The 14,951-nt window shown below is 38.2% G+C and carries 19 protein-coding genes; all 19 read left to right on the plus strand.

All coding sequences use genetic code 11. The annotated features are described in order from the left end of the window. Positions 1-317: 317 nt before the first annotated feature. The 19 genes from F0342_RS21625 (at position 318) to F0342_RS21715 (ending at position 14,951) form a co-directional block, all read left to right on the plus strand. Positions 318-518, plus strand: coding sequence for an XtrA/YqaO family protein (locus tag F0342_RS21625; RefSeq protein ID WP_149157894.1), 201 nt, complete (start codon positions 318-320; stop codon positions 516-518). After that, positions 515-1,579 carry a GTP pyrophosphokinase gene (locus F0342_RS21630; RefSeq protein WP_149157895.1) on the plus strand — a complete coding sequence of 355 codons (1,065 nt, stop codon included), beginning with the start codon at positions 515-517 and terminating at the stop codon, positions 1,577-1,579. The genes F0342_RS21625 and F0342_RS21630 overlap by 4 nt, the downstream gene beginning before the upstream one ends. 84 nt (positions 1,580-1,663) lie before the next feature. Then, positions 1,664-2,164 (plus strand): sigma factor-like helix-turn-helix DNA-binding protein, encoded by a 501-nt coding sequence (locus F0342_RS21635; RefSeq protein ID WP_149157896.1) that lies wholly within the window; start codon positions 1,664-1,666, stop codon positions 2,162-2,164. A 73-nt stretch (positions 2,165-2,237) separates the two neighbouring features. Continuing rightward, positions 2,238-2,981 carry a DNA-methyltransferase gene (locus F0342_RS21640; protein WP_149157897.1) on the plus strand — a complete coding sequence of 248 codons (744 nt, stop codon included), beginning with the start codon at positions 2,238-2,240 and terminating at the stop codon, positions 2,979-2,981. Between the two features lie 89 nt (positions 2,982-3,070). Continuing rightward, the gene (locus tag F0342_RS21645; RefSeq protein WP_149157898.1) at positions 3,071-3,472 is read left to right on the plus strand and encodes a hypothetical protein; all 402 of its coding nucleotides are present in this window, start codon (positions 3,071-3,073) and stop codon (positions 3,470-3,472) included. A gap of 65 nt (positions 3,473-3,537) precedes the next feature. Next, positions 3,538-3,972 carry a terminase small subunit gene (locus F0342_RS21650; RefSeq protein WP_149157899.1) on the plus strand — a complete coding sequence of 145 codons (435 nt, stop codon included), beginning with the start codon at positions 3,538-3,540 and terminating at the stop codon, positions 3,970-3,972. Next, positions 3,962-5,248, plus strand: coding sequence for a PBSX family phage terminase large subunit (locus F0342_RS21655; protein WP_149157900.1), 1,287 nt, complete (start codon positions 3,962-3,964; stop codon positions 5,246-5,248). The genes F0342_RS21650 and F0342_RS21655 overlap by 11 nt, the downstream gene beginning before the upstream one ends. Positions 5,249-5,258: 10 nt before the next feature. Then, complete coding sequence (locus tag F0342_RS21660; RefSeq protein WP_149157901.1) at positions 5,259-6,701, plus strand: phage portal protein; 1,443 nt, start codon at positions 5,259-5,261, stop codon at positions 6,699-6,701. Positions 6,702-6,711: 10 nt separating this feature from the next. Next, entirely contained in the window at positions 6,712-7,662 is a 951-nt protein-coding gene (locus tag F0342_RS21665; protein ID WP_149157902.1) for a minor capsid protein, read from the plus strand. Positions 7,663-7,795: 133 nt separating this feature from the next. After that, a complete protein-coding gene (locus F0342_RS21670) occupies positions 7,796-8,443 on the plus strand; it encodes a DUF4355 domain-containing protein (RefSeq protein WP_149157903.1) in 648 nt (215 codons plus the stop codon). 15 nt (positions 8,444-8,458) lie between these two features. Then, entirely contained in the window at positions 8,459-9,397 is a 939-nt protein-coding gene (locus tag F0342_RS21675; RefSeq protein WP_149157904.1) for a phage major capsid protein, read from the plus strand. 28 nt (positions 9,398-9,425) lie between these two features. Further along, entirely contained in the window at positions 9,426-9,746 is a 321-nt protein-coding gene (locus F0342_RS21680; protein ID WP_149157905.1) for a hypothetical protein, read from the plus strand. A gap of 9 nt (positions 9,747-9,755) precedes the next feature. Then, positions 9,756-10,088, plus strand: coding sequence for a phage head-tail connector protein (locus tag F0342_RS21685; RefSeq protein ID WP_149157906.1), 333 nt, complete (start codon positions 9,756-9,758; stop codon positions 10,086-10,088). A gap of 301 nt (positions 10,089-10,389) precedes the next feature. Next, the gene (locus tag F0342_RS21690; RefSeq protein ID WP_149157907.1) at positions 10,390-10,731 is read left to right on the plus strand and encodes an HK97-gp10 family putative phage morphogenesis protein; all 342 of its coding nucleotides are present in this window, start codon (positions 10,390-10,392) and stop codon (positions 10,729-10,731) included. Between the two features lie 8 nt (positions 10,732-10,739). Continuing rightward, entirely contained in the window at positions 10,740-11,129 is a 390-nt protein-coding gene (locus F0342_RS21695) for a hypothetical protein (RefSeq protein WP_149157908.1), read from the plus strand. Between the two features lie 15 nt (positions 11,130-11,144). After that, the gene (locus tag F0342_RS21700; RefSeq protein WP_149157909.1) at positions 11,145-11,690 is read left to right on the plus strand and encodes a phage major tail protein, TP901-1 family; all 546 of its coding nucleotides are present in this window, start codon (positions 11,145-11,147) and stop codon (positions 11,688-11,690) included. 60 nt (positions 11,691-11,750) lie between these two features. Further along, a complete protein-coding gene (locus F0342_RS21705; protein WP_149157910.1) occupies positions 11,751-12,131 on the plus strand; it encodes a tail assembly chaperone in 381 nt (126 codons plus the stop codon). A 68-nt stretch (positions 12,132-12,199) separates the two neighbouring features. Next, positions 12,200-12,496, plus strand: a complete 297-nt coding sequence (locus tag F0342_RS21710) for a hypothetical protein (RefSeq protein ID WP_149157911.1) — start codon at positions 12,200-12,202, stop codon at positions 12,494-12,496. Between the two features lie 4 nt (positions 12,497-12,500). Continuing rightward, complete coding sequence (locus F0342_RS21715) at positions 12,501-14,951, plus strand: phage tail protein (RefSeq protein ID WP_149157912.1); 2,451 nt, start codon at positions 12,501-12,503, stop codon at positions 14,949-14,951.

Below are 14,951 nucleotides of genomic sequence, written 5' to 3' on the forward strand. Positions count from 1 at the left end.
ATATTATACCATTAAAGGGGTTTGGCGGAATTTAGGATATTCCTTTAATTGATAACCGTTTAACACATTTTTGTATGAATTCTCTATAGATCAAAATTAGATATTCATCTAGGAATAATTTATATTTGGAAAAAGAAATGAAATAAGGAACCGAGTGACTAGCTCGATTCCTTGAAAAGAGGTTAAAGACATTTCCCATATTATCCTATGCTGTTTTCGAATTCTGGTGTAGATGAAATTATTAATTTTGGAAATGAATAAAAAAGCCAGGATTTCTCCCGGCCAGCCACTTTAATTATAACATAGGAGGGATTCTGGTGAGGTTATCAGATGTAGGAATTAATCCTAGTACTTTGAAACTAGAAATTGATATAATGGATAAAGAAGGAAGTTTTGCTGTTGTGGTGTGTGATGGGAAGGCGAAGGTTACAAAGTTGCCACCTCATGGTGAGACGAATATTGTTACGCATCAAGGGAAAGTGAAACGGGTTAGGTGGAATGAGGGGGAAGAGTTTTGAAGGACATTTTAGAGGAATACGATGTGAAGAAGGTAATCTATCTTGAATATGAGGAAAAGATAATTAGTTTAATTAGATCCTTACTAAAGGAACATGGAATAACTATTCATGCAATTGAGTCTCGAGTAAAAGACAAAAAAAGTTTAGAGAAAAAAATAGAAAGGAAGGATGGGAAATATTCAACACTAGATGAAATTACCGATACTGTGGGTCTACGAATAATAACTTATTTTGAAGATGATGTAGATAAAATTGCTGAAATATTAGAGGAAGAGTTTTACTTAGATACACAAAACTCCGTAGATAAACGAAACAGTTCTAATCCAGAAGCATTCGGTTATGCATCTTTACATTATATATTGAGACTTAAAGAGCCAAGAGCGTCATTACCTGAGTATCAGAGGTTTAACTTTATAAATTTTGAAATTCAGATTAGATCTATCTTACAACATGCTTGGGCAGAAATTGAGCATGATATAGGATATAAAAGTTCAGTGGAGATACCAAAAGATATTCGACGGAATTTCTCTAGAGTATCAAGTTTACTTGAATTAGCGGATATTGAATTTATTAGAATTAAAAAAGAAATTAGTGAGTATTCAATTAAGGTTAAAGAAAACATACAGAATGAAAAATTAGACATACCTCTTGATAAAGTAACCCTTGAAGAATTTATAACAGATTCTAAGGTTGTAAGGGAACTGGATGAATTTTTACTAGATAAACTTAATGGGGATCATATTGAATTCGAAAAGAACTTTTCAGAGAGAACATTAATACGCCTGAAGTTGTTAGAAATATCTTCAGTAGAAGAACTAAAAAATAAACTCGAGTCTAAGAAGACAAAAATTAAAAAATTCGCAACTATATGGCTCAGTGATTCTCCAAGAGAAGAGGTAATTAAAAGCATAGCAATGGGCCTTTCAATATTTTATTTAATGTATGTTCTAGCAGGAGAAAGTGAAAATGAGAATTTTGTAATTGAATATGCAAAAACTTTAAGTGAATATGAAAAAGAGGAACTAGCAGAAAGGATTATTGAAACAATAAATAGTATATAGTAGTACCTACCAGTTAACTGGAGGCACTAATCTTACACTTTTTTAGTGGTATGATTAGTGCCATTTTTTATTTGAGGTGATATCTTGGAAAAACTTATATTGAGTTATAAAGAGAGCTTAAAGGAAGCTAAATCTATAAAAAAAAATGCTTCTGATCGTGACAAATCCTTGATTAATGGGTTCATAAGAGACTTGCAATATGCTATAGAATGGATGGAAACAGGAAGGCAACCTGGTAATAAGCGAGGTGTGGAGAGACTAGCTGCGTATCAAAGAGAAAGACCATTTGATCCATTATTAATGCAACGATATTTCAGAAGTAATGCAGTTATTTATCCTTGGGATAATTATAGTAAGGACAATAAAGTAACTTCTGAGGAACGAGAAAGAATTGATGATGCTCTCTCGGTTCTTACAGCAAAGGAAAAAGAGGTGTATTTAATGTCTCGTGGCCATTGTTTATCATATGGTCAAATTGCGAATTACTTATGCATTAGCTCAAGCAGTGTTCAAACAATGATTGAAAGAGCTGAAAAGAAAATTGCCAAAAGAAGATATGATAGTCTCTTCTGCTTAAGCAGTTGAGCCTATTTTTTTACATTGTTAAACGAACGTATGTTCTGATATATTTATTGAAGTGAGAATGGAGTTGAAGGTTATGAGAACAAAGGACTTACATAACACAATTATCTTAGGGGATTGTTTGGAGCAGATGAATTTAATTGAAGACAAGAGCATCGATATGATCTTATGTGATTTACCCTATGGAACCACCCGGTGCTCCTGGGACGAAATTATCCCGTTCGATAAACTTTGGGAACAATATGAACGAGTTATAAAAGATAACGGAGCGATTATTTTAACTGCTTCACAGCCTTTTACTACTAAACTGATAAGTAGCAACATGAAATTATTTAGGTATGAATGGATCTGGAAGAAAGGTAAGCATGTTACCGGTTTTCCGAATGCTAAGAGAATGCCTATGAAGAATCATGAAAATATTTGTGTGTTTTATAAGAGACTACCTACATATAATCCTCAGGGGATCATTCCTTTGATGCAGACAAAGAGAAGGAAACGGAAAAAGGTAACTGATCTGATGGCTAATACTGATTCCTTGAAACGTGAGTATGTTACAACTCATAAGAATTATCCTAAAAGCATTCTTGATTATTCTAGAGACTCAAAAACCAAACATCCAACACAAAAACCAGTTGCTCTTTTTGAGTATTTGATTAAGACGTATACCCACAAAGGTGAAGTGGTTTTGGATAACTGTATGGGTAGTGGTACGACTGCAGTTGCTTGTTTAAAAACTGATAGGAAGTTTATTGGAATTGAGAAGGATGAGTTTTGGTATCTTGAAGCTCTAGAGAGAATAAAATCAATGAATTTGTCGTAGGAAAGCCACTTATTAGTAAGAGAATTAAAGGATAGTGCAGGAAAATATCTCCTTTTGTCGAAAGTTATATAAAAAGGAGATGGTAATTAATGAATGGAACTCATATTCAATACGCCAAGGCAGTAGGTAAAATCGGAGAAGCCGTGAGTAAAACTGGAAATAAATTTGGAGAAGTCAGTGAAAGACAAATGAAGACACCGGAAGAAATAGTAAAGGCTAAGAATGACTATGATATCCTGATAAAAGAGCTCAAAAGGCAAAAAAGAAAATTGGAGAACATCATCCCTCCAAGTCCAGTAAAAGATCAACACGCTGAGTTAATCAATAATTATCAGCAGTTTATCGTTGGAACAGAAGCAATGAATACAGCTTGGGATTTTGAAAATGCTACTCTGAATGAGGAACAGTTTGCTAAGGGCAAGGAAGCTCAACAAGAGTCTAGTAAAAATATTAAGCAAATTTCAGAGACAATTGCAGATATCTTGTTTTAGAATTTAGCACCCAATCGGGTGTTTTTTTATTTTTTAGGTTTATTTTCGGAGGTGGGTGAGATGAAGTGAAGCTAACAGAGAAACAAAAACGCTTTGCAGATGAATATATAAAATCAGGGAATATTTCAGCTGCATATAAAAGCGCCTATCCTAGCGTAAAAAAGGATGCAGCTGCCAGAGCATCCGGAAGCAGGCTGCTAACAAAGGCTAACGTGAGATCGTATATTGATGAGCGATTAGAAGAATTGAAAAAGAAATCAATTGCTGAACAAGATGAGATTCTTCAATTTCTCACTGCAGTAATGAGGGGAGAACATACAGAACAAATCCCGATAGGCATTGGTGAAGGTGCTCAACAGCTAGAAGACAAGGATCCTTTTCTGAAAGATAGAGTTAAGGCAGCAGAGCTCTTAGGTAAGAGATATGTCATGTGGACCGATAAGCAGCAAGTTGAGACAATAACCCCTGTTTTTGTAGAGGATGTACCTGATGAAGACTAAGCAACATAAAATCTCCATCAAAATGAAAATAGGTGGAGGTTACAACCGGTTTTGGAACAACAAGCAGTTCTACCGGGTAGTAAAAGGTTCACGTGGTAGTAAGAAATCAAAGAACACTGCAATAAATTTCATTCATAGAATCATGAAATACTCCTGGGCGAATCTACTAGTAGTTCGGAGATATTCAAACACCAACAAACAATCTACTTATACTGATTTAAAATGGGCAGCCACGCAATTAGGGGTTGCCCATTTATTTAAGTTCAATGAATCAATGCCAGAGATAACGTACATGCCTACTGGCCAGAAGATCTTGTTCAGAGGTCTTGATGATGAATTGAAGATCACATCAATCACCGTTGATGTTGGGATATTATGTTGGGCTTGGTTCGAGGAATGTTACCAGGTCGAATCAGAAGCAAAATTCCGAACAGTAGTTGAATCCATACGTGGTAGTTATGATGATCCTGAATTTTTTAAGCAGGTCACAGTGACGTTTAACCCGTGGTCGGATCGACATTGGCTTAAAAAGGTCTTTTTTGATGAAGAGACCAGGGAGAAAGACACTTTTGCTATTACAACAACATTCAGGGTTAATGAGTGGCTAGATGACGTTGACCGTGCAAGATACGAGGATTTATATAGGACCAACCCTCGACGTGCCAGGATTGTTTGTGATGGTGATTGGGGAGTCGCAGAGGGTCTAGTCTTTGAGAACTTTGAAGTAAGGGACTTCGACATTCATCAGAAAATCAAAGAGATTCAGGAAACTGCACATGGTATGGACTTTGGTTTTACAAATGATCCTACTACCTTACCAAGTTCAGTAGTGGACCTGAAAAATAAAGAGCTTTGGATATATGATGAGCATTATGAGAAAGCGATGCTCACTGATGACATCTATAAAATAATCATTAGAAAAGGACTTCTTAAATCAGTCATCACAGCTGACTCTGCAGAACGACGATTGATTCAGGAATTAATCAATAAAGGTGTTAGAAGGATGAGAGCTTCAGTCAAAGGGAAAGGCAGCGTGAATCAAGGAATACTGTTCATTCAAGGATTCAAGGTGTACATTCATCCCACATGTGAACATACCATTGAAGAATTTAATACGTACACGTTTGATCAGGATAAAGACGGTAAGTGGTTGAATACACCGATTGATGCAAATAACCATATTATCGATGCATTGAGATACAGCTTGGAACAATACCATTTGGGAGTTGCTAAGAAAGACGACACTTACAATGCTTTAAAAGGATTAGGTTTATAGGAGGTGGAACATGAATCACGTAAATAATTTTGAGCTTGGAGAAGATAAGTACAGCAGGACGAAGAAGAGGCGGTTTAGTAAAGAAGCAAATATTCAATATACGTTTGAATCAGCTAAATCGCTGGTCCAAGATACAAGTGAACTTTCTGCCATTCTAAAACATCATATCGAACACCAACGTCCAAGGCTCAATGTCTTGGACGATTATTATCTTGGAGAGAACACGACAATCTCAGCCTCCAAACGGCGCAAAGAAGATGATAAGGCGGATCACCGGGCCAAGCACAATTACGCGAAGTATGTATCTAATTTCATGCAGGGATTTTTTGTAGGTGTGCCTGTTTCAGTCCGTCATAAGGATAAAACCACTCAAGAGAGAATTAATGAAATCAACGAGACAATCGAAGATGCAGCGCTTAATGCAGATATAGTTCTTGATTTATCTATATACGGTCGGGCATATGAACTGATACACCGGAACCAACGAGATCAAACCAAGGTATATTTATCTTCACCATTAGAAACCTTCTTAATCTATGACACTACTATAGAGAAGAACGTTATTGCTGGGGTCAGATACTTCTCAGTTGGGTATGGAGGACAAAGAAAAATTAAAGTCATTCTATATACAGACAAGAAAATCTACACGTATTTCACTTCGAATATGGGTGACTATAATTTGACGATTGATAGTGACCTTGATCATCCGTTTGCGGAAGTCCCGATTAATGAACACAGTAACAATCGATTCCGTCAGGGGGACTTTGAGAATGTACTAGACTTGATCGATTTATATGATGCAGCACAATCTGATACGGCAAACTATATGACTGATCTGAACGATGCAATGCTGAAGATACTCGGTAATGTCGAATTGGATGCAGTTGAGGCTAAGAAAATGAAAGAAGCGAACATTATCTTTCTTAAGCCAACTCAAAATGCAGATGGCAGAGAGGGTCATATTGAAGCTGATTATATCTATAAACAATACGATGTATCTGGAAGTGAAGCGTATAAAGGAAGACTTCAAACGGATATTCATAAGTTCACAAACACACCAGATTTAAATGATGAGAATTTCAGTGGTCAACAAACCGGGGAAGCGATGAAGTATAAACTGTTTGGTCTTGAACAAATTCGAATAAATAAGGAGCGTCTCTTCAAGAGATCCTTAAACAGACGTTATAGGCTCATCAATAATGTCATGCACTTGGCGAGTGAAGCTGGGAAAGAAGAATTTGATGGATTAACCTATAAGTTTACTCCTAACCTTCCTAAGAGCACTAAAGATGCTGTGGAGATGTTTAATGCACTTGGAGGTGAGTTGTCCCAGGAAACGAAGCTGAAGATCATTCCAATGATTGTAGAAAACCCAGAAGAGGAAGAAAAAAAGATATCAGGTGAAAGGGCCAAACAGAGACAATCGATGTCCTCCGAGTATATGAGGAATTGAGGTGTGGTAGATGGCTGATGAAGAATCCTACTGGATAAAGCGTGAAAGAGACAATATCAAGCGTGAGCAAATGAATGATGAAATAGTATCAAGAAAATTAAAAGAGATAATTGATCATGCTCTTCGCGAGGTAGAAAAAGAAATCAATGCTTTTTATTCCCGGTATGCAGAAAAAAATACGATAACGTTAGCTGAAGCTAGAAAACGTGTATCTGAGTTTGATGTTCAATCATTTGAAAGAACAGCAGCACGATATGTGAGGGAGAAGGACTTCTCTCCGAAAGCGAATAAGGAGCTCTACACATATAACACTAAAATGAGAGTTAACCGCCAGGAGCTTCTCATGATGTATTTAAATGCACATATAGTGTCTATGGCCAATGAACAAGAAAGGACCTTCCAAGAGTATTTGGAACAGGCAGGAATATCTGAAGTGTTAAGGCAAGCCGGGATCTTAGGAGTCAACATGGCAATCACCACTCCTACTCTTAAATCAATTGTTGGAGCCTCGTTTTACGGAGCCAAGTGGTCTTCAAGGATATGGGGAGATATGAAAGCCCTCAGAGTAGAATTGGAGGGTATTATCAATAGTGCAATCGTTCGTGGGGTACATCCTAGTAAGTATATAAGGAAAATTCGAGAGCGATTTGAAGTCAGTTCATTTGAAGCAAAAAGGTTATTAATCACTGAAACTGCCAGAGTCCAGGTGGAAGCACAAAAGTTATCGTATCAGGCTGTTTCTAATGATGAAGAAGCGGAATATGAATATGTTGCCGTAATGGATGGGAAGACCACAAAGAGATGTGAACTTTTGAATAAGAAAAAATTCAAAGTGAAGGAAATGAAGCCAGGAATCAACGCTCCTCCCATGCATCCTTTTTGTAGGAGTTCAACGGCACTGGTTTTGGGAGACTGGAGAAAGTATTTTTTTGTGAGTACGAAAGAGAAATATACCTTATAAGAATTTGTTCGAGCGCGTCTTTGAGCACCAGACGTTATAAACAGGCTTATTTGTTTTGTTAATAAACGTGTGAGGACGTTAATAATGGGCATCTGCGTGTTGTTGCGTGTTCATGGGTTAGGAGGAAATAAACTTGATCAACCCAATAAATGTGTATAATCCAGCAGCCTTTAAGAAGCAGTTTGAACCTTTAAAACTAGATCTGCAGTATTTTGCTGAGCCGAATGAACCGCCGGCAGATCCACCGAATCCCGATGATCCACCAAAGGATCCACCGGAAAAAATTGAGCTATCGTCAGAAGAACTTCAAAAAAAGATTGAAGCTGAGTCAGATCGTAAGCTTGCAAAAGCCCTTGAGAAGAAGCAAAAGGAATGGGAGTCTCAGCTTGATCAAAGAATTGCTGATGCTAAAAAAGATGCAGAACAATACGCAAAAATGACTCAGAAAGAAAGAGAAGATGCTGAGTACAAGAAGCGCCTAGAAGCACTTGATAAGCGAGAGCGTGAATTAAATACTAAGCAGCTTCGTTCTGAAGTAGAAACAGACTTGAAAAATGAGGGACTGCCGGCAGCTTTTGCTGATTCTCTTATCAAGCTTGAAGACAACGAGAAAATTAAGGAAGCAGTGACCAGTATCAAAAAGGAATTCGATGCTGCAGTTAATAACGTGGTAAAGGAAAAGCTTCGGCAGGATCCACCTGAAACGGGCGGTTCTAAACTAAACATCAGTAGCCATACAACAAAAGCAGAAATGGCAAGGAAGAATAGAATCATTAAATAAGAGGAGAGAAATCATATGGGAACAAATCTATTAAAACTTGATCTACAGTACTTTGCGCAAACATTTAGCCCAGATAACGTAATGGTTCACGAAGCGAAAGATGGTACGATCCCGGATAAGTACAACACAATGATCTTGAATGATGTAATGGAAAATTCCAAGATCATGCAGCTTGGTATTTACGAGGAAATGACGGATAAAGAAAAGACATTCGAATACTTTGCCGAAGGACCTGGGGCTTACTGGGTAGGTGAGACTGAGAAGATTCAAACTTCAAAACCAACTTTGCTGCAAGTTAAGATGACGGCCAAGAAGCTGGCTGTCATTCTACCAGTTTCCCGAGAGTATCTACAGTATAGGGTTTCGAATTTCTTTGAATTGATGCGTCCGAAGATTGCAGAGGCATTCTACAAAAAGTTTGATGAAGCAGGAATTCTGAATGTAGCTAACCCATTCACTCAATCGATTGAACAATCAGTAACAGCTGCAGAAAATATAGTTTATGACGGGATCACTTACGACAATATCCTGGCTGTAGAAGATGAGCTTTTCGAGAATGATGTAGAGCCAAACGCATGGATTTCAAAAGTGCAAAATCATACTGCCTTACGCAATGCTCAAAAAGCTGAAAATGGAACATTACAATCATTGTATGATCGTTCAAATAATACTATTGATGGGTTGCCAGCAGTGGATTTAAAAACTGCAAATCTTGCAAAAGGAACCCTTTACGCTGGTGATTTTGATCAATTGCGTTATGGTATTCCTTTTAATATTGATTATGCAATTTCAGAGGAAGCACAACTGTCTACTATTACAAATGCAGACGGGTCACCTATAAACTTGTTTGAGCAGGAAATGGTTGCTCTTCGTGCCACTATGGATGTAGGTTTAATGATCATTAAAGATGAAGCTTTCGCTAAGTTAACGCCTGACGCTCCGCCGGTAGGATAAATAATATAAATGTTAGGAGGAATTTTAATTGAAATATACTGTATTACGTTCTTTTACGGATAAGTACACACAGAAAGCATACTACAAAGGGAATTCTTATCCAGGTGAAAAAGTGTCTAAGGAACGATTAGAGGAGCTCGCAACTAAGAACAATACGCAAAAGAAAGTGTTGATTGAGGTAGTGGGATCTTCTAACAAAGCAGATGGAGGAAATCCCTATGGCGAGCCAGCGGATCAAGATGGTCAAGACGGAGAATTCCCAAAGCATACAGGCGGTCCTTGGTATGTATTGTCTAACGGAGTAAAGATTCAAGGTAAGAAGAAGCTTTTGCTGCAGAAGCAGAATTGAAGTGATAGGATGCCTATAAAAGATAATGTGAAAATCATTGTAGGAATTCAAGACGATCTGCAGGACAGTCAAATTGATAGACTTATCACAAATGTGGAAGCTAGATTAAAAGTTTGGTTAAAACAAAATGCTGACCTGACAGGGATCCCGGAAGAGTTAATGTTCATTGTTGAGGAGCTGGTGGTGAACCGGTATAACAAAATCGGTAGTGAAGGGATGAAGTCAGAATCCATCGAAGGCAGGTCTGTTACATTTACAGAAGACGATTTTAAGCCCTATCATTCCATCTTAGAAACGTATATTCCTAAAACAGAGACTTCAGGAAAGGTAATGTTTTTTTGATGAGGTACTCCAATCGGATCACACTCCATAAAGTTATAGGCAGGGCATATGATCCTTCTGTCGGTAAGACAGTTGTTAGGGTGGATGATGGTGTCACACTTCCCTGCGACACGTCCCCTATCAGCTTGGAAAGAGTGAAGGTGTTATTCGGTTCCTTAGACAAGCAAATCACCACAGTTAGACTACAGCGACCATATAGACTCAAAGTAGATAAAGCTGTCATCAACGGAAAAAAATATAACGTTCTCCGACATGTTCCATACAGGTCTGAGAGCGTTTTGTTTTTGGAGGGGGGGAGCGAGTGGACTTAGATGGACTGGATGCCCTGCTTGCAAAGCTTGACCGAATGGATAGGGAGATTGAAGATGATGCAGGGAAAATTGTAAAAAATAACACCATTGAAATGACAGAAAAGGTTGTTAAGAATGCGGAGTTCACACAGGGGTATCAAACGGGCTACACCAAAAGGAATATTGAAACTAGGATGGTAAGAAAACTTGTCGGTAAGACCGTCAGTAAATCAGAACACTCTGGTTATCTTGAATTCGGAACGCGCTTCATGGATGCACAACCATTTATATTTCCTGGATTCTACAGTCAGAAAAAGCAGTTTCTCGATGACCTAAATAGACTTGTAAAGTAGGTGAGTAGATGAAGTCACCAAAGATCCAACTGTTCAATGCAGTATTCAATAAATCTCTTTCTCTGGAATATGACACATATGATTATCTTCCAGGAAAAGACGAGGAAGTCTCATATCCATTTGTGTATGTAGCCGGATCGATAGGTTCTGATGTAATCAACAATAAAGAAGTAATAACCGGTAATATATCGCAAACCATTCATGTTTGGGAGATGGCAAATAACCGAGCGCATTTTGCTGAAATGATCTATAATCTCGAAATGGCATTGCGAAGGCTAACGAAACTTGATAATTACTACGTGAGACTGGTTTCACTTGATTCAAATGAAATATTTGATAATACAACGACTGACAATCTGCTGCATGGAGTTATCCAGGCAGAATACAGAATTACCTAATAAGGAGGGAGAAGCATGGGCAACATTGCAAAAGGAGTACACAAGGTGCTCTATTTTCGAAAACTCGGTGAGGCTGCAGAAGGAGCAAAGCTTGTCTTTCAAACCGAGCACTCAAAGTCATATTCCCGTGATCGTGAATCAACAGTCACGAAGGATGGCAGCGTTTCAGGTTCTGGAGCACTTGAGGATGAGATAAGTATCTCAGCACTTCAGGCAGAAACGGACCCAACATTTACAATGCTCAGTGATTCCATTGTCGATGACTACCCTGTAGAGATGTGGGAAGTAGACTTAGCCGATAGAGAAGAAACAGGGACCGAGCCTGATACGATTACTACCTTTGCTGCAGAATATCGACAGGGTTATATAACTGAATGGGAGACTACGAATCCATCAGAAGACGATCCTGAGGTGAGTGGGACCTTTGTAACTCAATTTAAACGGCAAAAGGGAAGAGTGACACTGCCTTCAAATGATATCGAAACATTAGGTTATGTATTTCATGACGTTTTAGCAACGGATCCAGCCGACGACGGACTTGGAACACCACCAGAAGCATAATGGGAATTCGGAGGGGGCTAACCCCTCTTTTAATTTTGATTTTTTTAGGAGGAAAATACTTTGCATATTAACTTTAACGGTAGAGATATTGAACTTTCATTTGGACTTCGAACCCTTACGACAATTGACCGATCATTGGGTTTAGAGGTGGAGAGTGTGAGCCTGGGTCAAGGATTAGAAACAATGTTGGTTCCAGGTCTTCAATCAGGTAATGTCATTTGTCTTTATAAACTGATTCAAGCAGCAACTGCTCATGACAAGAAAAAGCCTACTACTGACGAGGACTTTGAAGCGATCTTGAATGATATTGCGGACAATGAAGGATTAGATGAATTTGCTCAACGGGTCATGTACGAACTGGGAAAGCAACCTATGACCCGAAAGCTGGTTCCAGAAAAGTATCAAGTGGTGAAAAAAGCGAGCAAAACGACAGAGGGCTAACCTATAACGAAGTAGTTATATATGCACTTCGAAAACTTGATATAGGGCGCTTAGTTGATGTCGAAGAAATGACATTAAGTGAGTTCCATTTTAAAAGGTATGCCCAAGAGTATAAAGAAATAGATGAGGAATACAAACTGCATAAACTTGCTTTTCTCATTCGGAACGCTGAAGCGAAAGTCAATAAAGGGACCGAGAAGAAACCAAAAGAAGAATACGCATTCAAAGATTTCAATGACTTTTTTGACTATGAGGAAGCATTAAAAACTGTTGATCAAGGATTTATTGTACAAAGTACCAATAAACCTATTAAAAAATTATCCCCTGCACAAATTGCACTTCAACGAAATTCTAGAAAGGGGTGAATACATGTCTAACTACTCTGTAGAAGCTGAATTGAAAGCGAACGTTACGAAATTCAGGAAGGCCATTCAGAAGGCAAGAGACATAACTGAAAAATTCAAAAGAGATTCTGAGAGTATAGAAGATACCACATTAGATGCTAATATTAAACCACTGAAACGTAACATAAAAAATGCAAAGAAAATGATGGATAGATTCACTAAAGGCAAAGTGAAAAAAGAAGTGGACGCGGATACAGTTAGCTTCTTTAAGAAAATCAGCAATTTACAGGCAAAGGCAAAAGCAATTGCTCGAGATAAAATCATCATCCGAGTGGAGGCTCGAGTGGATAAATTTCAACAGAGTATAGATCGTATAGCAAAGACGATTAACTCTGTTGGAACTGTTACAGGTAATTTCTTTAGAGGTGGATCTCTAGCTGCCCTTCCTGCATTAGTACCTTTAATTACAAGTTTGGCTGGTGCTCTTGGAGGCCTAACTACTTCATTTGCTGCAGCGGGTACTGGTGCTATTTTATTCGGTACTGTAGCTACATCGGCATTAAATGATGTGTTTGAAGCTAATAAGACGATTAAAGATCTACGAAATGAACTTGCAAACACGACGGACTTAGAGAAACGAGCTGAAATCTTAAATGAGATTGAAAATGCACAGTCGAGTTTATCAAAAGAGCAACAAAGAGGCTTAAAAGCACTCCAGTCATTCAGTAAGTTTTGGGGGAAGTTTACGAAGCAATTTGAAAAGCCTGTAATGGACATTTTTATCCGGAGCTTAAATCAGTTACAGTCGCTCCTTCAAGACTTAAAAACTGCTTTTGACGGAGCCATTAGTGCAGTGGACACATTATCTAAAAGTCTAGGGAAATCAATAGAAACAAAAGAGTTTAAGGAATTCATTAGCTTTTTAAATAAAAATGCAGGTCCAGCGATGGTAGCTCTAGGTAAATCATTCGGGAATGTAATGCAGGGCATTATGAATTTGATGGTTGCATTTACACCTCTATCTATTGATATGCAAGGTGGACTGGTCGGCTTAACAGAGAAGTTCGCTGCCTGGTCTGCTACATTAGACAAGTCAAAAGGATTTCAGAACTTTATTAAGTATGTCAGAGAAAACGGTCCAAAGGTAATGGCACTAATAGGTAATATCACTAACTTTTTAGTGCAACTGGGAATTGGTATGGCCCCTTTAGGTTCAAAAATCCTTGATATGGTCAACGGATTTTTAAGTTGGTCTTCAGAAATGATGAAGGCTAATCCATTGATTGCTAAAGTCATTACCCTGATTTTGTCACTTAGTGGAGTTTTATTATCGTTAACACCACTTATCATATTAGTTAGAACAGCTTTCGGTGGTATGGCTACCTTTATATGGCTTAAAACTGGAATGATGCGAGCCGGTTTAGTTACAGGCATTCAGATGATGATAAAGTCTTTAGGTCAATTCATTTTATCAGTAGTCACTACTATCGCTCAGTTTATTGTTCAATCAGCCATCTTTATTGCCAGATGGACCCTGATGGGGGCACAGGCACTAATACAAGGTGCTAGAATAGCAGCAGCTTGGCTACTTGCAACAGGTAAAAACATGGTGATTGCTTTGTCTAAGATGGTAGCAACTTCAGCTGTCTTTGTTGCGAAGTGGGCTTGGATGGGAATTCAAGCATTATTTCATGCTGCTAGGATGGCTGCAGCCTGGTTTATTGCCTTGGGACCGATTGGATGGGTGATTGCTGCGGTAATCGGGTTAGTAGTGTTAATCATTGCAAACTGGGATAAAGTCAAAAAATGGACAGTGAAAATTTGGTCTGCTGTTTGGAATTGGATTAAAGACATAGCAAGTAAAATTAAAAATTGGGTGTCAGATAAGTTTGGAGCTTTGAAAAATACAGTGAATGAAAAAATGTCTGCAACTTGGACGATTATTAAAGCAATTTGGAGTAACATTTTAAGCTATTTTAAAAGTATTGACTTATATGCATCCGGTAAAGCAATCATTCAGAGTGCTATCGATGGCTTGTCGGCAATGAAAGGCAAGATTCTAGGGGTGGTTGATAACATAGTTGGAGCTGTCCGCGATTTCTGGCCATTCTCTCCAGCCAAAAGAGGTCCATTAAGCGATATTCATAGAATGGATTTTAAAGGGCCAATCAGAACATCGATCGAAAAAGCAAAGTCACCTCTTGTCCGTGCGACTGCAAAACTTGCAAATGGTGTAAAAACAGCATTTAACCCTGATTTGTCAGTAAATACTTCACGAATCAGTACAGGTTTAAGGGGGCTGAAAAAGAGTAGTGCAGCTCAAGTAAGCAGTGCAGTTAATGCTGAAGTCAAAGTGAATAACAAACAACCAGCCTTTATTAATCTGAGTTTAGGTGGACATGAATATAGAACGTTTGTAAGTGATATTACAGAGGAACAGGAAAGGGAATTAAATATACAAAATAGATTCAGATAA

It is taken from the genome of Bacillus sp. CH30_1T (assembly GCF_008364765.1).
Classification (GTDB): Bacteria; Bacillota; Bacilli; order Bacillales; family Bacillaceae_B; genus Rossellomorea.